15 protein-coding genes, 2 tRNA genes and 1 pseudogene are annotated in these 18,988 nt (G+C 40.6%); 10 read left to right on the plus strand and 8 right to left on the minus strand.

Features of this window, described 5'->3' with window-relative positions; genetic code table 11:
- Window positions 1–51 precede the first annotated feature (51 nt).
- The 7 genes from lolE to mglB form a co-directional block, all read right to left on the minus strand.
- Window positions 52–1,302, minus strand: coding sequence for a lipoprotein-releasing ABC transporter permease subunit LolE (gene lolE / locus QMF79_RS09145; protein WP_281773603.1), 1,251 nt, complete (start codon window positions 1,300–1,302; stop codon window positions 52–54).
- On the minus strand, window positions 1,302–1,982 hold the full coding sequence (gene lolD, locus QMF79_RS09150) for a lipoprotein-releasing ABC transporter ATP-binding protein LolD (RefSeq protein ID WP_281773604.1): 681 nt from the start codon (window positions 1,980–1,982) through the stop codon (window positions 1,302–1,304). Before lolD ends, lolE begins: the two co-directional genes overlap by 1 nt.
- Before the next feature lie 67 nt (window positions 1,983–2,049).
- A complete protein-coding gene (locus tag QMF79_RS09155; protein ID WP_281773605.1) occupies window positions 2,050–3,222 on the minus strand; it encodes a lipoprotein-releasing ABC transporter permease subunit in 1,173 nt (390 codons plus the stop codon).
- A gap of 109 nt (window positions 3,223–3,331) precedes the next feature.
- On the minus strand, window positions 3,332–4,279 hold the full coding sequence (locus tag QMF79_RS09160) for a 2-hydroxyacid dehydrogenase (RefSeq protein WP_281773606.1): 948 nt from the start codon (window positions 4,277–4,279) through the stop codon (window positions 3,332–3,334).
- A 124-nt stretch (window positions 4,280–4,403) separates the two neighbouring features.
- A complete protein-coding gene (mglC, locus tag QMF79_RS09165; RefSeq protein ID WP_040217002.1) occupies window positions 4,404–5,414 on the minus strand; it encodes a galactose/methyl galactoside ABC transporter permease MglC in 1,011 nt (336 codons plus the stop codon).
- 14 nt (window positions 5,415–5,428) lie between these two features.
- On the minus strand, window positions 5,429–6,928 hold the full coding sequence (mglA, locus tag QMF79_RS09170; protein WP_111312551.1) for a galactose/methyl galactoside ABC transporter ATP-binding protein MglA: 1,500 nt from the start codon (window positions 6,926–6,928) through the stop codon (window positions 5,429–5,431).
- 63 nt (window positions 6,929–6,991) lie between these two features.
- Window positions 6,992–7,984 (minus strand): galactose/glucose ABC transporter substrate-binding protein MglB, encoded by a 993-nt coding sequence (gene mglB / locus QMF79_RS09175; RefSeq protein WP_281773607.1) that lies wholly within the window; start codon window positions 7,982–7,984, stop codon window positions 6,992–6,994.
- Between the two features lie 242 nt (window positions 7,985–8,226).
- Here mglB and QMF79_RS09180 point away from each other — a divergent pair, with 242 nt between their 5' ends.
- The 5 genes from QMF79_RS09180 (at window position 8,227) to QMF79_RS09200 (ending at window position 14,016) form a co-directional block, all read left to right on the plus strand.
- Window positions 8,227–8,937 (plus strand): ribonuclease T2 family protein, encoded by a 711-nt coding sequence (locus QMF79_RS09180; RefSeq protein ID WP_281773608.1) that lies wholly within the window; start codon window positions 8,227–8,229, stop codon window positions 8,935–8,937.
- A gap of 170 nt (window positions 8,938–9,107) precedes the next feature.
- A complete protein-coding gene (locus tag QMF79_RS09185) occupies window positions 9,108–9,599 on the plus strand; it encodes a SprT family zinc-dependent metalloprotease (protein ID WP_281773609.1) in 492 nt (163 codons plus the stop codon).
- Window positions 9,600–9,723: 124 nt separating this feature from the next.
- Complete coding sequence (locus QMF79_RS09190) at window positions 9,724–11,004, plus strand: NAD(P)/FAD-dependent oxidoreductase (RefSeq protein ID WP_281773610.1); 1,281 nt, start codon at window positions 9,724–9,726, stop codon at window positions 11,002–11,004.
- Between the two features lie 282 nt (window positions 11,005–11,286).
- Complete coding sequence (locus tag QMF79_RS09195) at window positions 11,287–12,711, plus strand: sucrose-specific PTS transporter subunit IIBC (RefSeq protein WP_281773611.1); 1,425 nt, start codon at window positions 11,287–11,289, stop codon at window positions 12,709–12,711.
- 63 nt (window positions 12,712–12,774) lie between these two features.
- Window positions 12,775–14,016, plus strand: a complete 1,242-nt coding sequence (locus QMF79_RS09200; RefSeq protein ID WP_281773612.1) for a paraquat-inducible protein A — start codon at window positions 12,775–12,777, stop codon at window positions 14,014–14,016.
- A gap of 204 nt (window positions 14,017–14,220) precedes the next feature.
- Here QMF79_RS09200 and mltA read toward each other — a convergent pair whose 3' ends face one another.
- Window positions 14,221–15,342: a murein transglycosylase A gene (gene mltA / locus QMF79_RS09205; protein ID WP_281773617.1), complete on the minus strand. Its 1,122-nt coding sequence runs from the start codon at window positions 15,340–15,342 to the stop codon at window positions 14,221–14,223.
- Window positions 15,343–15,548: 206 nt separating this feature from the next.
- Here mltA and QMF79_RS09210 point away from each other — a divergent pair.
- The 5 genes and pseudogenes from QMF79_RS09210 (at window position 15,549) to QMF79_RS09230 (ending at window position 18,678) form a co-directional block, all read left to right on the plus strand.
- Window positions 15,549–15,625 (plus strand) — tRNA-Met (locus QMF79_RS09210).
- Window positions 15,626–15,760: 135 nt separating this feature from the next.
- Window positions 15,761–17,233 (plus strand): exodeoxyribonuclease VII large subunit, encoded by a 1,473-nt coding sequence (gene xseA, locus QMF79_RS09215; protein ID WP_281773613.1) that lies wholly within the window; start codon window positions 15,761–15,763, stop codon window positions 17,231–17,233.
- Between the two features lie 236 nt (window positions 17,234–17,469).
- Window positions 17,470–17,555 (plus strand) — tRNA-Leu (locus QMF79_RS09220).
- 224 nt (window positions 17,556–17,779) lie between these two features.
- Window positions 17,780–17,997, plus strand: a pseudogene (locus tag QMF79_RS09225) (Arm DNA-binding domain-containing protein); the annotation flags it as partial.
- A gap of 237 nt (window positions 17,998–18,234) precedes the next feature.
- On the plus strand, window positions 18,235–18,678 hold the full coding sequence (locus tag QMF79_RS09230) for a tyrosine-type recombinase/integrase (protein WP_281773615.1): 444 nt from the start codon (window positions 18,235–18,237) through the stop codon (window positions 18,676–18,678).
- Window positions 18,679–18,988: the final 310 nt, after the last annotated feature.

Here is an 18,988-nt window from a genome sequence, read left to right on the forward strand (position 1 = left end):
ATCCAATTTTATATCGTAGGACAGGGATAAACCTGTTCCTACAAATACAATTTAATGCCCACTTAATACCTTTGCAGGTTCTAATTTTGCCGCTCGTGAAGCAGGATAAAGGCTTGCACATAGGCTCAATACAGTCGTGGCAAGCAATACATAAACAATATCTTGCCAATGCAATTCGCTTGGTAGGAAGTTAACAAAATAAATGCCTTCAGAAAGCACTTGAATGCCAAGTAAGTTTTCTAACCCCTTGATAATACTAGTTAAATTTAAGGCTAACACCACACCAAGCAGAATGCCTAATAGTGCTCCTTTCATTCCTGAAAGTAAGCCATACCAGAGGAAAATCCGTTTAATAAAACCGTTATTCGCTCCAAGTGTTCGCATAATCGAGATATCGCCTTGCTTATCTTTTACTGCCATTACCAACGTTGAAATAATATTGAAACACGCCACGCCAATGACAAGTACCATCGCAATATACATCACGGTGCGAACCAGCTGAATGTCGTTATACATATATCCAAATTTATTAACCCAAGTGTTCAAATAAAGCGGTTGATTAAAGTGATTTAATTGAGAAAGATCTAGTTGTTGCACTTCAAATGGTGAACGCAAAGCTAGCTCTACGCCCGTTACTTCGCCTTGTTCGTAATCTAACAATTCTCGTGCTTTTTCAATGGATAGTAATGCATAGCTATAATCCAGCTGACCTTCTAGTTTCAAAATGCCCGTAATCGGTAAGTTAAAACGCAACGGTTGAGCCAAACGTTCATTTTCACTGGCTTGCGGCAGCAATAAAGTCACTTCATCGCCTACATTAACCTCTAACACTTTTGCAATGCCAGCACCTAAAATCAAACCACCCTCTTTTTTAAATGCACTCCATTGATTTCCTTGTACAAAATGACCAAGCTGGCTGACGCCTTCTTGCTTTTGTGGATCAATACCTCTTACTTGAGCAATTTTGAGTTGCGTGCCGTTTTCAATCAAGGCTGTAAAGGTAATAAATGGTGCGGTAGCAACCACATTTCCGCTCTGTTTAATCAATTTTTCGAGCTGAACAGGATCTCTAATCACTCCCTCTTTAGTGCCATCGTAAGCATAGACTTCTGCCTGTGGGACAACGGAAAGTACGCGCTGATTAAGTTCACGCTCAAAGCCATTCATTGCACTTAAGCCAATAATCAACACCGCCACGCCTAAAGCAATCCCAATGGTGGAAAACCAAGCAATCAGCGATACGAGGCGGTTTTTTTGCTTACCTTTTTGATAACGCCAGCTAATAAAAAATGGAGTGTTCATTAGTCTTCCTCACGCAATACGCCATCGCACATTACAAAACGACGTGATAGTTTCTGAGCTAGGCTCAGATCGTGAGTCACCAATAAAAAGGCGATATTTTGTTCTGCGTTGAGTTGTTTGATCAGATCAAAAATACTCTCGGTAGTTTTCTGATCCAAGTTCCCTGTTGGTTCATCCGCAAGCACTAAATCAGGGTTATTCACTAAAGCACGGGCAATTGCGACGCGCTGACGTTCACCGCCCGAAAGTGCTGATGGGCGATGTGTAATTCGGTGCGATAATCCGACCGCTTGCAACATCTTTTCAGCACGATCTTTCGCTTCTGATTTATTCTGTTTGCCAATTAACATCGGCATCATCACGTTTTCCAATGCCGTAAAATCCGCCATTAGATGATGGAACTGATACACAAAGCCCAAATGCTGATTGCGTAAGCTCGCTAGATTATTCGCACTCAGTTTCTGCAAGGATTGATCTTGAATCCATACCTCGCCCGAACTCGGTTGATCTAACCCACCAAGCGTATGTAAAAGCGTACTTTTGCCCGAGCCAGAGCTGCCCACAATTGCCACCAATTCGCCTGCATTCATTGAAAAAGAAACCTCTTTCAACACTTGCACTTCCTGATCGCCTTCGTTATAAAATTTGCTGATGTTTTCACAGCGGAGTAATGTTGTCATTTATTTATCTACCTAGATTTATTTTTCTGTAGGGCAAATTATATTTTTCCCTACAGTAAATTATTATTTACTCATATCTCAACGCCTGAGCAGGCTCAATTTTCGATGCCCTAAATGCAGGGTAAAGCGTGCACGCGAGCGATAATAAAACCGATACCACTGCAATCACCGTAATTTGCGTTGGAGAAATCAAAGTTGGCAACACAATCGCAGGGTTAATCATTGAAATCAACGTATCTAAATTCATTGCGGCAACTACACCTAAAACGACACCTAAAATCGAGCCAATAATCCCCACAATCGAGCCTTGGAAAATAAAAATTTCCATCACTTGCGGTTTGGTTAAGCCTTGAGTTTGCAAAATCGCAATTTCGCCCTGCTTATCCACCACCATTAAGCTTAACGAAGTAATAATGTTAGAAATTGCGACCACGATAATGAGACTTACCAACAAACCCATCATATTTTTTTCCATTTTTACTGCTTGGAAAAACTCTCCTTTCTGCTCACGCCAATCGTGGATTTGGTATTGATCTTCAGGGAAATAACGGCTTAATTCGGTGACTTGGAACGGGTCATTTAAATATAAGCGTATACCTTGAATATGCTCGTTATCAATTCTGAGCAGTCGCCCCACATCCGCTAAATTCGCAAATAGTGTATGTTCGTTGCCATTGCTATTCGCATAATAAAAGCCTGAAATATGGAATAGGCGTTGCATTGGTACGCGTCCCATTGGCGTATATTGGCTATTTTCAGTAATCATAATGCGGATTTTTTCGCCCACATTTAGATTCAATTTTTGAGCTAATTGCCAGTTAATCAGTACGTTAAATTCGCCTTCGGGCAGAAGTTGTGCCACATTTTCGCCATTTAAAAGCGGATCATCTTGGGCATTTTGCACGCCAATCAACGAGCCTGCTTCAATCCCTTGCTGGCTTTGAATAATGATATTCGTGCGGTTAATTGGGTTGGCTTGAGTCACTAAATTTGGTTGGAGCAGTTGCTCATTTTTTGTAAAATGTCCATCAATTGGCATCACAACCACATGTGGCAGTGTGGAAAGCAAATTACGCTTTTGCATATTTTCTAAGCCGTTCATAATGGAAAGCACAATCACCAATGCCATTACGCCTAGCACAATGCCAAAGCTTGCGAGGTTGGTCACCAGTCGCCCAAAACGATCGGCACTTTTCGTTCGCCAATATCGCCAAGCGATAAATAGAGGGATAAAATTCATATTATATAAATCATATAAAGTACTTCACTCCCTCCATTTACGGAGGGGGAAAGTAAAAAATAAAGGGAAGACTATCTTACCATCTTCCCTCTTTTTGCTAAAACATTAATTACTTGCCCGTTTTTACAAACTCTTCAATATTTTGAGCAACTTTATTGACTAATGTTGTGACCGCTGAATCGCTTGCCCACGCGATATGTGGGGTCAGTAATAAATTCGGTAAGCGTTTTGCCGCTTGAACTAACGGATCGTCGATCGCAGGCGGTTCTTTTACCAGAACATCTAACGCAGCACCTGCAATTTGACGAGATTCTAATGCTTGTAACAATGCCTTTTCATCTACTACAGGTCCGCGGCTACAGTTAATCAAATAAGATGTTGGCTTCATCAATGCTAAAGTTTCTGCATTAATTAAATTTTGCGTTTGCTCGGTAAGTGGGCAGTGCAAAGTAATCACATCCGCTTGTTTGAATACGTCCTCAAACGGCCTATAGCCTTCGCGAATGGTCGTTGCACCTTGATGTTCTGCAAAAATTACGTTCATTCCGACCGCTTGTGCAAGGCGAGCAACCTCTGCACCAGTATTTCCTTTGCCGAATACCCCGAGCGTTGCACCACGAATATCGGTAATTGGATAATCGGTGTAGCAGAACTGCTCACAAGTCGCCCAACGGTTGCTGGTCACTTGGTCGTGATGGTAACTCATTAAGCTATGTTTAAGCGAGAAAATCATCCCTAATACATGCTCTGGTACAGTAACAGAAGAGTAACCCGTTACATTTTTCACACAAATACCAAGCTCTTTTGCTGCCACTAAATCCACGTTATTTGTGCCTGTTGCCGTAATGGCAATCAGTTTTAATTTAGGTAATTTCGCTAATAATTCACGTCCAAGCAATACTTTACTAGTCACGATAATATCGGCATCTTTGGCACGCTCAAAGGTTTCATCGCTACTTGTGCGGTCATACTCTACCCAATTGTGCGGAAAGCTTGGACGAGGAATGTTGTGTGTGGCAGGAATGCCTGTGCGGTCGAGGAATACAATATTTAGCATAGCAAGCTCCTTTTTCTTGTGTGTTGTAAGGGATATGCAAGCGGCCGAGTTTACAAAAAATATTGCAAATTCGACCGCTTGTTATTGATGTGTAAGGGTAAATTGCCCTTACTTTTCTGATTAACTATTTTTTCTTCGCATATTTTAATGAGTCAATCGCAACAGCTAACACGATGATGCCACCTTTGATGATGTATTGCCAGTAAGGGTTTACGCCGATATAGGTTAAGCCGTAGTTGATAACGGTGAAGATCAACACCCCTGTTACTACGCCGATAATTGTACCCACACCACCTGCGAATGACACACCACCTACTACGCAAGCTGCAATTGCGTCCATTTCATACATAAAGCCTAAGTTGTTGGTTGCACTACCGATACGACCTGCTTCTAACATACCACCGAAGGCGTAGAAGATACCAGATACCATATAGATGCCCATTAAGTTCATTGCCACGTTTACGCCTGAAACTTTCGCAGCTTCTGGGTTACCACCAATCGCGAATACATTTTTACCAAAGCGAGTTTTATTCCATAAAATCCACATAATCACGGTTGCAATCGCTGCATAAATAGTGATGTATGAGAGCTTAAAGCCACCAATTCGGAAGAAACCTTGTGCGAAGTCAGAGAAACTTCCGCTAAAGCCTGCGATTGGTGATGAACCTACTGCATCATAGTAAAGTGAGTTGATACCATAGATGATGATCATTGTCCCCATTGTGGCAATGAATGGTGTTACGTTTAAGTAAGCAATCACAAAGCCGTTAAACAAACCGATAATTGCACCGATACCGCAGATGATAAGCACTACCAGTGGGATTGGCATTTCAGCAAGGTTCGGAAACACTTTGTTCATATTATCCATTGCTTGTAAGAGCGTAGCGGAGATTACCGCAGCAAGACCGACCTGACGACCAGCGGATAAGTCGGTACCTTGGGTAACAATCAGCCCTGCGACACCAAGAGCGATAATTAAACGTACTGAAGATTGGGTTAAGATGTTACTAAAATTTCGTAAACTCAAAAAGCTAGGATCTTGTGCGATGATGATAATAAGTAAGATCAATAACACAAAATAGATGGCATTTTGTTTCAGAAAATTAAGTGCTTTGTTAGGTTGTACAGCAGACATAATTCACTCCTGATTTATAAGTATTTTGCCGCAAGTTGTAAGATTTCTTCCTGGGAGGTTTTTGCCGTTTCGACAATGCCCGCCACTTTACCGTTACTCATGACGATAATTCGGTCGGTTACGCCAAGTAATTCTGGCATTTCCGATGAAATCATAATGATGCCTTTTCCTTTATTGGCAAGTTCAAGGATCAGTTGGTAAATTTCGAATTTTGCCCCGATATCGATACCACGGGTTGGCTCATCAAGCATTAACACTTCTGGTTGGGTTAATAACCAACGTCCGATAATGACTTTTTGTTGGTTACCGCCAGAAAGTGAGCCGATGGATGTGCCGTGCGATGGGGTTTTTACATTCATTGAGTCGATAACCCATTGGGTATCGCTTTTCATTTTTTTGTTACTCAATAAGCCGAATTTGCCTAAGTACGATTTCATATTTGAAATGAGGGAGTTAAATTCGATACTTAAATTAGCGTAAATCCCTGTGGAGCGACGCTCTTCGGTCACCAAAGCAAAGCCGTTGTTAATCGCTTCAAAAGCGTTGTGGTTACGAATTTCTTTGCCGTGAAGTTTAATCACACCGCTTGCTTTTTCACGCACACCAAAGATAGTTTCTACAATATCGGTGCGTTTCGCGCCCACTAAGCCGGCTACACCAAGTACTTCGCCTTTGCGTAGCTCAAAGCTGACATCTTGAATAGACGGTTGGTTTTTCGCAGTTAAACGTTCCACTTCTAAAATCACTTCTTGTGGTATGTTGGTTTTTTCTGGGAAACGTTGGGTTAATTCACGCCCTACCATCATAGAAACCACTTGATCCATTGAAGTGTCTTTAATAGCAACCGTGTTAACCCATTTACCATCACGTAAAATCGTAATTTCATCACAAATTTTGAAGATTTCGTCCATTTTGTGTGAGATGTAGATAATGCCACAGCCTCTATCTTTTAATTTTTGGATAATTTTAAATAAATGTTCTACCTCTTTTTCAGAGAGCGAAGAGGTTGGCTCATCCATAATCACGATTTTCGCATTGTAAGAGAACGCTTTCGCAATTTCGATCATCTGCATTTCAGAAACAGAGAGTTTTGCCACTTTTTCTCTTGGATCAACATCAATGTCTAATTCATCAAAAATCGCTTTTGTATCGCGATACATTTTATCGTGGTCCACAAATGGACCTTTTAATGGATAACGTCCAAGCCATAAGTTATCCATTACGCTTACTTGTTTAACCAGGTTCAACTCTTGGTGAACCATTGAAATACCGTTTTCAAGTGCCTCTTTAGATGTTTTGAAATTAACGGGCTTACCTAAAAACAGAATTTCACCTTCATCTTTTGCATAAATACCAAACAAGCATTTTAAAAGGGTCGATTTCCCCGCACCGTTTTCGCCCATTAAGGCGTGTACGCTGTGCGATTTTACCGTTAGATTAGCGTGATCTAAAGCTTTTACCCCAGGAAACGACTTACTAACGTTTGTCATTGTGAGTAGTACTTCGCTTGTCATATCTCACTCCGTGTAAAAAAATTGAGGCACGGCGAACACGCCTGTGCCTCGTGTTTTAATAATTTATTTTAAGAATTTATCTAAGTTGCTTGCATCAACACCTAAATAAGGAATACGAGCAACTTTATCTTGTAATTTAATTTCTGTGCCAGCGGTTGCATCTTTGCCTGCTGCAAGGTTAGTTGATAATGCGATAACCGCTTGCGCTTGACCCACACCATCATTTAACACAGTACCTGCAATTTCACCTTTTTTGATAAGTTGTAATACTTCAGGTAACGCATCCACACCGAAGATTGGTAATTTTTTACCATGTGCTTTAGTTGCTTCTAATGCACCCATTGCCATACCATCGTTGTTTGAAATAATCACTTCAATTTGGTCTGCTTTCGGGCTGGTTAACCAAGCGTCAGTTTTATCTTTCGCCATTGCCGCATCCCACATACCAGTGTCGATGAATAATTGCTCAGTTTGAATACCTTGTTTGTTTAATTCATCTACAACGTATTTTGTACGTGCTTCCGCATCTGGGTGACCTGGTTCACCTTTTAATAATACGTATTGGATTTTACCGTCTTTATTTAAGTCTAACGCAGGGTTTGCTTTCCATTGTTTCGCAATTAAGTCACCTTGAATCACACCCGATTCTTTCGGGTCTGTACCCACATAGTAAGCGTGCTCATAGCTACCAATCGCTTTTGCACCTGGGTCTTTGTTAAAGAAGATCACTGGCACATCATCCCCTTTTGCTTTACCAATAATGGTTGGTGCTGCTGATGGGTCTACTAAGTTGATTGCTAATGCTTTTACACCTTTAGAAAGTAAGCCATCCACTTGGTCATTTTGGATAGATTGAGTGTTTTGAGAGTCATTCATTAACAACTCAACGTCTTTATGATGAGATGCTTCTTTTTCGATCTCTTTACGCATTAACGCCATAAAGTTATCGTCATATTTATAAATGGTCACACCGATACGATCTTTCGCTTGAGCAGTACCTACTGCTGAACCTAATGCAACCGCGAATGCTACAGCACTTAAAATCATTTTTTTCATAGAATTTCCCCTTAAGTGGAATGACATAGAGAGATTTTAGAGAGTCATTAAATTGTTATGCCCTAACAACTTGCTCCACATAATATAGATTTATGGAGGAATAATCCGTGATCTGCTTCACAAAATTTAACATTTGATTTTCTTTTGATGAAATTTTAGCCAGTTTTGTAAGGTTTTTGTTTTTTTCGACCGCTTGTTTTATAGTACACACCTCTATGATTTGCTTTTAACCTATTTATTTTATGAAATTAACCAAAAAAACGATTAATCTGTTGATTTTTCTTTTTGCGATTATTGTTTCTTACTTTTTAAATCAGCAAGAAAAATCAACACCTACTCAAACAATAACCGCTTCTAGCTCTGTCTCTCAAGCTCAACAAGCGGTTAAAAATAATTACGATATTGCAATGGTGGATGACAAATCCGGACAAAACGCCACTGCACCTGTTGATTACTATATGCTTGCACTCTCTTGGTCTCCTGCATTTTGTGAAGCACTGCGTGAAAAAAATCACGGTAAGATCCCTGAGAAGGCAGCCTATCAATGTGCAAGCGATCGTCAATTCGGTTGGGTCATTCACGGGCTTTGGGCACAGAATAAAAATGCAAAATCTGTCGAAGAACACCCACGTTTTTGCCAAGGCGACTTGCCGCCTGTTTCGCCACAAATTATCGAAAAATATTTGCCCGAATCCCCAGGGGCTTTACTCTTACAAGGCGAATGGGAAAAGCACGGTGCTTGTGGATTCACCGATCCTGAAAGCTATTTTGCCAAACAGAAAGCCTTGTTTGACGATTTAGTCTTGCCTGATACGTGGATGCGAAATAATGAGCTTTTCCGATGGATGCGTAAAAATAATCCCAAATTAGACCGCGTGTATTTAGGGGCAAGCAAGAATGAGCTTTATATTTGCTATGATAAACAATGGAATGTGATGGATTGTCCGAGGTAATATAAAGTAATTTCTTCGTTAATTAAGACTGCCACAAATGCTTGCATTTGAACGTTACTTTAGCAATGGCACGAAGTGTTAGCGTAGCGAATAAATCTCCCCTACCCCTCTTTAGCAAAGAGGGGTAGGGGAGATTTGGCAGAATAAAATCCAACCAGATAAATAATTTTATGCCAGACCTAAGAATCCTCAAACTTCAAGCTCAACGCCAATTAAAACAAAGCCTTGCACTTGCTAACCAATTCTTTAACAAAGAATTTACAATACCTGTGATGAACTTTGAACTCCGCGGACAAAAAGCAGGTGTGGCATATTTACAACAAAATGAAATTCGCCTTAATCCTGTATTATTGGTAGAAAATGGTGCTGCGTTTATTCAACAAGTTGTGCCTCACGAGTTGGCTCATTTACTTGTTTATCAACAATTCGGGCGTGTGCAACCGCACGGTAAAGAGTGGAAAATGATGATGGAGCAAGTGCTCGGTGTACCTGCACATATCTATCACAAATTTAGCACCGCGAGTGTTGCTAAGCAATTCTCTTACCAATGCGGCTGTCAAACGCATCTGCTTTCAGTCCGCCGACACAATGCTATTCAACGTAACCAACGCAGTTATATCTGCCGAAATTGTAACCAACCATTGCGATTATTGCTCACATAACATTCCTTATAAGCGGGCAGAATTTCGTTAAAAAATTGTTAAAATGGCTAGACATTCCGCTTAAAGTCCTTACAATTCACGCCAGTTTTATTTTTTTAATTTCTAAAAAAATTTGGAGTATATTATGGAAAAAATCGTGATTGTTGGCGGTGGTGCTGGAGGTTTAGAGCTTGCAACCTATTTAGGTAATAAATTAGGCAAAAAAAAGAAAGCAGAGGTGCTTTTGATTGACCGCAACGCTACCCACCTTTGGAAACCGTTATTACACGAAGTTGCAACAGGTTCTTTAGATGATGGTACAGACGCAGTGAGCTACCGTGCTCATGCGACTAACCACTATTTCCACTTCCAACAAGGCACGCTTACAGGTGTAAATCGTGAGCAAAAAGAGATTGTGTTAGAGCCGCTTTTAGACGAAAACGGTGAAGTGTTAGTTGCTGAGCGTCACATTGCATACGACAAATTAATTCTTGCCATTGGCAGTAAATCAAACGATTTCGGCACTAAAGGGGTCGCAGAGCACTGTATTTTCTTAGACAGCTCTGAGCAAGCAAAACACTTCCAAAAACGTATGCTTGAGCTATTTTTACGCTTCTCACATAGCCAAGATAAAGATGTAAAAATCGCAATTGTGGGCGGTGGGGCAACAGGGATCGAACTTTCTGCCGAACTTTACAACGCAGCTTCACACTTAAATGAATACGGTTTCGGTAAATTAAACCGTGCAAGCTTAAAAGTAGCACTTGTGGAAGCAGGCTCTCGCTTAATTCCTGCATTAACTGAAAAAGTGTCTGCTTCAGCTCTTTCAGAGTTACGTAAAGCAGGTGTCGATGTGCATTTGAACACAATGATCACAGAGGCGGTGGAAGATGGTTTAATTACTCAAGATGGTGAAAAAATTGAAGCCGATTTAATGGTATGGGCAGCTGGAGTGAAAGCACCAGATTTCATCAAAGAGTTTGGTTTTGAAACCAACCGCTTAAATCAAATCGAAATCACCGATTTAATGCAAACTACGGTAGATAAAGATGTGTTCGTGATTGGCGACTGTGCCGCATTGATTCAAAACGGTAAACCAATCCCGCCACGAGCACAAGCTGCACACCAAATGGCAACCCAATGTGGTAAAAACATTGTGGCATTGTTAGAAGGTAAAGAAATGAAGCCGTTTAAATTCAACGATAAAGGCTCATTACTCTCTTTCTCACATTTCGGTACTGTGGGTAACTTAATGGGTAACTTAGTGAAAGGCGATATGTTTATCGAAGGTAAAATCGCTCGTCTTGCTTACCTTTCACTTTACCGTATGCACCAAGTCGCATTGCACGGTTGGTTGAAAACGGGCTTGATTTTATTAGTAGGACAAATCAACCGCTTCTTGCGTCCTTCCATGAAGTTACATTAGTGTAAAGCGTGGGACTTAAAGCCTTGAAATTTAGTATTACAAATTTCAAGGCTTTTGTTTTGGTTAGAGATTTTATCTATTATTTTTTTAAAATCACGATAAAACTGGTTTTAAAGGGCGTTCTGAATGAACAGATACTAAATTTTTAAGTCAAGTGATGGATCAAATACAAATTAGATTTTAAATTGTGAACTAAATCACATTTACAACACTTTTTCCTTTTTTAGCTAAACCGTTTTAGTTAGAATAGCCTCGTTTTATTTTTCATCAAAAGAGGTCGTTATGAACTTCCCTAAAATTGCGGAACAAACCATCGCAAAATTGGGTGGTAAAGAGAACATTACCACTCTTGCACACTGTGCGACTCGCCTGCGTTTAACGCTTGCCGATGAGTCTAAAGTTGATAAAGAAGCTATCGAAAATATCGAGGGCGTGAAAGGTCAATTTTCTACCAGTGGTCAGTATCAAATTATTTTTGGTTCGGGCACGGTAAATAAAGTGCACGCTGAAATGCAAAAACAGATGGGTATTGGTGATATGTCAACCTCTGAAGTGGCTGCAGCGGGTGCAGCAAACCAACCATTATTACAACGTTTGGTGAAAGGTTTAGCGGATATTTTTGTGCCAATCATTCCTGCAATCGTGGCAGGCGGTTTGCTGATGGGGATCCACTCGATGCTAACCTCTGTTGGCTTCTTCTGGGAGGGGCATTCAGTGGTAACCAAATATCCAGAAGTATCTGATTTAGTTGATTTCATCAATACCATTGCAAACGCACCATTCGTTTTCTTGCCAGTATTGCTTGGTTTCTCAGCGACTCGCAAATTTGGTGGTAACCCATTCTTAGGGGCAGCACTTGGTATGCTTTTAGTTCACCCTGCATTAGCGGATGGTTGGAACTACGCAAAAACCTTAATGGAAGGTAACATCAAATACTGGAACGTACTTGGTTTAGAAATTGAGAAAGTGGGCTATCAAGGCACGGTAATTCCAACTATTATTTCAGCTTGGGTATTAGCAACCCTTGAAAAAGGCTTCCGTAAATTCGTTCCGTCTTATTTAGATAACCTAGTGACCCCGATGTTCTCTTTATTTATCGCTGGTTTCTTGGCATTCACCGTTATCGGTCCATTCGGACGTGAAGCGGGTAGCTTAATTTCTTCAGGCTTAACTTGGTTATATAACAGCTTGGGCTTTGTAGGCGGTGCAATCTTCGGTACTTTCTACGCACCAATCGTTATCACGGGTATGCATCAAACCTTTATTGCGGTAGAAACCCAATTATTAGCGGACATCGCACACACTGGTGGTACGTTCATCTTCCCAATCGCGGCAATGTCTAACATTGCACAGGGTGCGGCGTGTTTAGGGGTGGCATTCACCATGAAAGATGCGAAAGTACGTGGTTTAGCAATTCCATCAGGCGTATCAGCCTTATTAGGTATCACAGAGCCTGCAATGTTCGGTGTGAACTTACGCTACCGCCACGCATTCACCTCAGCCATGATCGGTTCAGGTTTAGCGAGTGCTTTCATCGCAGCATTCAATGTAAAAGCGATTGCGTTAGGTGCAGCGGGCTTCTTAGGTGTGGCTTCTATCAAACCAGACAGCCTTGCAATGTACTCAATAGGTATGGTAATTTCATTTGCGGTGGCATTCGTTTTATCAGTAATTTTGGGTAAACGTGCACAAGCGAAAAAAGCTTAATCTTTAAGCAATAATTTCACGCCCCAAGTAAATGTTTGGGGCGTTTTGTTTTATAATAACGGAATGAAAATACAGAAATTAACCCTTGAACAATGTACCGAATGTGAAACCTTGGTGAAAGTTCCGCATCGGCTCTATAACCATATTGCAAACTGTCCGAATTGCCATCACACGCTCGAAAAAGGCAATGCGTGGACTTTGCATCGCTGTGCCGTTATTGCGCTTGCGGTGCTTATTTTGCTCCCTTTTGCACTCACCTTTCCGCTAATGAGTATCGACTTGCTCGGTGTGCCTGTGCACGCAACCATTTGGGGCGGCGTGTGGAAAATGGCAGTAGAAGGCTACGCTTATACCGCATTTATGATTTTGCTCTGTTCGGTTGTTGCCCCCATTGTCTTTGTATTGCTGATTTTAACGATAACAGCTCAACATTTAATTGGTCAGCGCCCTCGCTATACGCTGATTTTTCTTGGCAAAATCCAAGAGTGGGTAATGTTTGATGTCTATTTTGTAGCACTTGCCGTAGCCGCATTTAAAATCAAAGATTATGCCAGTATTGAGTTTAGCATCCATCTTTCTGCTTTTGTGCTTGCAACACTACTCATTACTTTGCTATTTAGTAAAATCGATCTCAAACAAGCGTGGGCGTATTTTTATCCTGAATATCGACCGCTTGCATCAGACTATCCGCATCCGCCTTCGCTATGCCCAGTGTGTGATTTTACATTTGATGAGGACATTATCGATTTAAAAGGTCGCCATCGCTGTCCACGCTGTGAAAGCAATTTGGATGTGCCCGATAAAATTAAACTACAACGAGTTTGGGCTGCTTTGATTGCGGGGGCGATTATGATGATTCCCGCTAACCTGTTACCAATTTCAGCCACAGGGCTTGCAGGTTCCGTCTCTGCGGATACGTTAATGTCGGGCGTGATTACCTTTATGAAAATGGGCAGTTATGCGGTTGCAGCGATTGTCTTTATTGCAAGTATCGCTGTGCCATTTAGCAAAGTGGCGATTTTGTTTTATTTGCTGCTAGCTATTCATTACAAATGGAAGCATTCTATCCATCTTCAAATGAAACTGCTCCATTACGTTCACTTTGTCGGGCGTTGGTCAATGCTCGACCTGTTTGTATTGGCGTTGATGATGTCGCTATTAGAACGAGGAAATATTCTTAGTTTCTCGGTTGGCGATGCAGCGTTTTTCTTTGGTTCAGCTGTTTTTCTCACTATGATTGCATCTAGTAATTTGGATGCTAGAATGTTATGGCGAATTCACTACGAATACGAGAAAGAAAAATAAGAACCTAAGGCTTAACAAGCTAAAAATATGGCAAGTAAAAAAATCTTTATCAACTATAAACCCTATATGTCTATCTAGTGTGCCCTTAATAAAAATCCCCTATGTTCGATTACCAAACTAGAGGATTTCGCTCTTTTAAGGGTAAACAGGGAGGAGTCAGAATTTTGTATAGAGTAGCATTTGTATAGCTAAATATGACTAACACTAATTCAAAACCCAAACACGCCCAAAGTGTTTTAATAAACCTGCAGTTTGAGCAGCTTTATTATTAGCGTTTTCAATCCCTTGATAGATATCAAAGTGATGCCCTTTTACTGCACCGCCTACATCTAAAGCTACCATCAAACGCATTTCATGCTTGCCTGTCCAATTGCCTTGGTCGTCAATTAATGGCATCTCTACTAATAACACACTGCCTGATGGCACAATGCTTTTGTCTGAGGCAACAGATGCAAGTGCAACTAATGGCACACCTGCTGAGCCTTTTACATCATGGGTATCATCAAATCGGAAGAATACGTAAGATGGATTACGTTCAAGTAAGCTTTGAGTACGGCTTGGGTTGCGTTTTGCCCAGTCTTTGATAGCCTGAGCTGACATTTTTTCTTTTGGAATTTCGCCATCTTCAACCAATAAACGTCCAACAGAGGCATACTTAAAGCCATTTTGCCCTGCGTAAGCTACATGGCTTAAACGTCCTTCGCCAAAATCGACAAAGCCACTGCCTTGCACGCCCAAGAAGAAGTTATCCACCATGGAATTAGAATAAGCAATCTCTAAGCCTCTGCCGGCTAATGCGCCATTGTAAATTTGGGCACGGGTAAAGCGTTTATTTGAGCTTGGTAAGCTATATAACGGATGCTGAAACTCGCCTTGCGGTGTGCGTCGAGCCTGCAATACGGGGGCGTAATAGCCTGTAAATGCGACGTTTTGATAGCCATCTTTACCACGCATTAAGTTGATATTGATGCCGTATTTGGCAAGGTCATTCACGTTCGCGCCTGCATCTACCCAGCGTTGAACTTTACTATACACACCCGCGTAATTGCCTGTAATACGGCTTGAGTAGCTACGCACATAGTTGAGCTGCGAAATGAAATCTCGCCCATTAACAATTGGCTGTTTATTTCCGACCGCTTGCACACGAGCAAAATTCATATAAGAAGGCATAACTTGGCGGTTTTGGTAAATTGCACCAAGTTTGGCATTTTCGGCATAAATGCCTGCAATTGAGCTTTTTTGAGAAGTCGGTTTTGATGAGCAACCGATAATTAAGGCAGAAAATAGCGTTGCGCCTGCCCATTTAGCATATGCTTTCCAATTCATCATAAATCCATCATTTGTAAAAATAAGGTGTATAGCCTATCAAAAATTAGATGAAAGCGGTAGTAACACGAAAAAATTTTATCAGGCAAAATGCGGCATTTTGGTGGTTTTATATTGAATTTGCTTTTAAAATAGTCAAACAAACGTTTTTTTTGAAAATAAGGCTTGCCATTTCCACTATTCAGCGTATTATACGCCCCATCAGACGCGGGGTGGAGCAGCTTGGTAGCTCGTCGGGCTCATAACCCGAAGGTCGTTGGTTCAAATCCGGCCCCCGCAACCAAATTCTTAACCCTTCGATTTATATCGAAGGGTTTTTTCTTATTTGCAAAACTGTATTCAAAAATAACCGCTTGCAAGCCTGTTTCTCTCTGCTTTAAACTGTTCTTAACTCACTTAATCATTTACAGCAACACTTATGCAAAATTCAACTTCCAATATTTTTACCGTGACTCAGCTTAACTATTCTGTGCGTCATTTGCTTGAAATGGAACTTGGGCAAGTTTGGCTAACGGGCGAAATTTCGAATTTTAGCCAGCCTGTTTCGGGGCATTGGTATCTCACGTTGAAAGATGAGAATGCCCAAGTGCGTTGTGCGATGTTTAAGATGAAAAATTTGCGTGTGAATTTTCGCCCACAAAATGGAATGCAAGTGTTGGTGCGAGCGAGTGTTAGTCTTTACGAGCCTCGCGGTGATTACCAGCTCATTATTGAAAGTATGCAAATGGCAGGCGATGGCTTGCTTCAGCAGCAGTTTGAAGCGCTTAAAATGAAGTTAGCCGCTCAAGGGCTTTTTGCGCAAGAGCATAAAAAGCCCATTCCCAAATTTGTGAAACGAGTGGGGATAATTACATCACCAAGTGGAGCCGCATTACAGGATATTTTGCATATTCTGAACCGCCGCGATCCATCTCTTCAAATTGTGATTTATCCAACGTTAGTGCAAGGTAAAGAGGCAACGCAAGATATTATCGATACAATCAAACTAGCTAATCAGCGTAAAGAGTGTGATGTGTTGATTGTAGGGCGTGGCGGTGGTTCGCTAGAAGATCTTTGGTGCTTCAATGAAGAGGCAGTCGCTTATGCGATTTATCAATCTGAATTACCAATTATTAGTGCCGTTGGACACGAAACTGATGTAACAATTGCCGATTTTGTAGCAGATTTACGCGCGCCAACGCCATCTGCGGCTGCGGAATTAGTTAGCCGAGATCAGCAAGAAATGGTGCGACAACTGCAACATCATTTAAATACGGTGAACTTGGCATTTGATCGTCTTTGGACAGAAAAGCTCTCTCGTTTTCACCATCTTAACCTTCGCTTAAATGCCCAAAGCCCAGCAAAACAGCTTGAATTGCTTCATTTCAAATTAACCCAAATTTTTGACCGCTTACAAAGAAGATTAGTACAATCTGTAAAGTTAAAAGAGCAGAGAATGGCTCAGTTCTTTTTACGGGTGCAAGCAAAGCATCCAAGCCGCCAATTGGAAATGCAAAAACTGAATTTAAAACAGCAAGAAACGCAGCTTTATAAACAAATAGAGCAACTTTTTAATGCAAAAAGACAGCAATTCTATTTTGCCAAACAGCGGTTAGATAATAGCGCTTTACCGCATAACATTAGTCGCCAAAATCAGAACTTGCAGCAATTGTCGCATAGACTAACTTATTCAATCGAAAAGCAATTCACTAAACAACAGCAAGGTTTCCACGCATTATGCACGAAGTTAGATGGATTAAGCCCGCTTAAAATTTTAGGGCGAGGTTATTCGATTACACAAAATGATCAACAACACGTGATCATAAATACCAAACAGATCGCTAAGGGCGATCGAATTACTACACAGCTTGTAGATGGGCAAATTCTCAGTGAAGTGATCGCAGTCAAATAGGATTGTTTCTTTTTTGTTCTTCACTTAGTTTGAATAAAATATTATTTTAAAATCATATAGATAGAGAAATATTCATAGAGTTACTCACGAGGTTATCCACAGATCGTGTGAATAACTTCGTGAGAAAGATGATGAAATTTAGAACGAATAAATCATAAAGTAAAAGAAACCGCTTGCCTCCACTGTGAAGAATCTATATAATGAAAATCATTACATATATTGTAATGGTTTCATTAGCCAGTGTGACGAAATTGGTAGACGTAGCGGATTCAAAATCCGCCGCTGAATAAGCGTGTCGGTTCGAGTCCGACCACTGGCACCACAAAACTATTTTTAACCGTTCGCCAGCGTTTAAAATTCTCAAAAAATTCCGCAAAATCCCTTTAATATCAACGTTTTACTGTTTATATCTGTTTATAACTGTTTTTTTCTGTTCTTCTGTATTCACGATTTTTAAGCAACAATATAACCAACTTTTTAAAAGGCTTATTTTTACTTGTTGCTTAAAAGTTTATTTTTTAATCAAAAAACAGGAAAAAAAAGACTATGGCAAAGTTAGCTAAACCATTGAGCGACAAGGCTTTGAAGGCATTAAAGGCGACTGGTAAAAATGTAACTCTCTATGATGGGCAAGGTTTGCAAATTGTTGCGACAATTTACGGCAAAAAAACGTGGCGTTTTGTTTATACATTTGATGGAAAAAGAAAACTATCACGCTTGGCAATTACCCCGATATTTCTTTAGCTTTAGCCCGTGAATTAGCGAGCCATAAAAGGGCATTACTAGCACAAGGAATAGACCCACAAGAACACGCCAAAGAGCAACGCAGAGAACGAGAACGCAACATTACTGTAAAAGAACTGGCGATTTTATGGCACACAAAAAGAACCGTTAGAAAAGCGATTAAAGAAGAGACCGCCCGCAAGGAATTTAGACGGCTTGAGTTGCATTTATTCCCGTATTTTGGAGATTGGCACATCTCAGAAATGACTTGTAAGAAAGTGGCACAAGTATTTTTAGATTGTCCCCAATCGAACACGCTTTACAAGGTCAATAATTCATTGGTTCAGATGTTCGATTTTGCAGAAGTAGAGGAAATCGTAGTAAAAAACCCGTTAAAGCGTTTACATAGTTTTTTTGATTATGAAGATTCAAAACAGCAACCAACCATTACACCGCAAGAGCTGCCCAAATTGTTTAGAACGATGTTTTATGCAGATAAGATGACGAAGATCACGCAGTTATTGATTGAATGGCAACTGTTAACGATGTTACGCCCGAAAGAGGCGTCCAGTCTTAAATGGTCGGATATTGATTGGGAGAATTTAAAAATTGTTATCCCAGCGGAAAGAATGAAAGCAAAACGTGCCCATGATGTGCCATTAAGCAAGCAGGCTTTGCAGATTTTAGAGGAAATGAAGCGATTTAAGCATTCTATTTTATGAGTGATTACCGTTAATTATTCCCGAAAGTGATGTTAGATTCGCAATGAATGATTTATTTAAGAAAATTTTAGATAAGTTTGAGGAAATTTATCAATATATCTTTGATATGATTTTTGTTCCCCTTTGAAAAGAGGGCTTAAAGCTTTTTGTTATAAGGCTTTATAGATATCCTAAAAATACGATACGTATATAAAATATCTATTTAGTAATTGAATAGAAATAAACTATAAATAAGTGGTGGGCGATACCGGTCTTGAACCAGTGACCCCCTCCTTGTAAGGGAGGTGCTCTCCCAACTGAGCTAATCGCC

Source organism: Pseudohaemophilus parahaemolyticus, assembly GCF_938021905.1.
Lineage (GTDB): Bacteria > Pseudomonadota > Gammaproteobacteria > Enterobacterales > Pasteurellaceae > Haemophilus_A > Haemophilus_A parahaemolyticus_B.

What these genes read in the sequence shown, in the direction of transcription:
- QMF79_RS09195 (WP_281773611.1), top strand. Translation starts at nt 11,287, where the DNA reads ATGAACTTCCCTAAAATTGCGGAACAAACCATCGCAAAATTGGGTGGT.
- lolE (WP_281773603.1), bottom strand. Translation starts at nt 1,302, where the DNA reads ATGAACACTCCATTTTTTATTAGCTGGCGTTATCAAAAAGGTAAGCAA.
- mglA (WP_111312551.1), bottom strand. Translation starts at nt 6,928, where the DNA reads ATGACAAGCGAAGTACTACTCACAATGACAAACGTTAGTAAGTCGTTT.
- mglC (WP_040217002.1), bottom strand. Translation starts at nt 5,414, where the DNA reads ATGTCTGCTGTACAACCTAACAAAGCACTTAATTTTCTGAAACAAAAT.
- QMF79_RS09185 (WP_281773609.1), top strand. Translation starts at nt 9,108, where the DNA reads ATGCCAGACCTAAGAATCCTCAAACTTCAAGCTCAACGCCAATTAAAA.
- lolD (WP_281773604.1), bottom strand. Translation starts at nt 1,982, where the DNA reads ATGACAACATTACTCCGCTGTGAAAACATCAGCAAATTTTATAACGAA.
- QMF79_RS09155 (WP_281773605.1), bottom strand. Translation starts at nt 3,222, where the DNA reads ATGAATTTTATCCCTCTATTTATCGCTTGGCGATATTGGCGAACGAAA.
- QMF79_RS09190 (WP_281773610.1), top strand. Translation starts at nt 9,724, where the DNA reads ATGGAAAAAATCGTGATTGTTGGCGGTGGTGCTGGAGGTTTAGAGCTT.
- QMF79_RS09160 (WP_281773606.1), bottom strand. Translation starts at nt 4,279, where the DNA reads ATGCTAAATATTGTATTCCTCGACCGCACAGGCATTCCTGCCACACAC.
- mltA (WP_281773617.1), bottom strand. Translation starts at nt 15,342, where the DNA reads ATGAATTGGAAAGCATATGCTAAATGGGCAGGCGCAACGCTATTTTCT.
- xseA (WP_281773613.1), top strand. Translation starts at nt 15,761, where the DNA reads ATGCAAAATTCAACTTCCAATATTTTTACCGTGACTCAGCTTAACTAT.
- QMF79_RS09180 (WP_281773608.1), top strand. Translation starts at nt 8,227, where the DNA reads ATGAAATTAACCAAAAAAACGATTAATCTGTTGATTTTTCTTTTTGCG.
- QMF79_RS09200 (WP_281773612.1), top strand. Translation starts at nt 12,775, where the DNA reads ATGAAAATACAGAAATTAACCCTTGAACAATGTACCGAATGTGAAACC.
- mglB (WP_281773607.1), bottom strand. Translation starts at nt 7,984, where the DNA reads ATGAAAAAAATGATTTTAAGTGCTGTAGCATTCGCGGTTGCATTAGGT.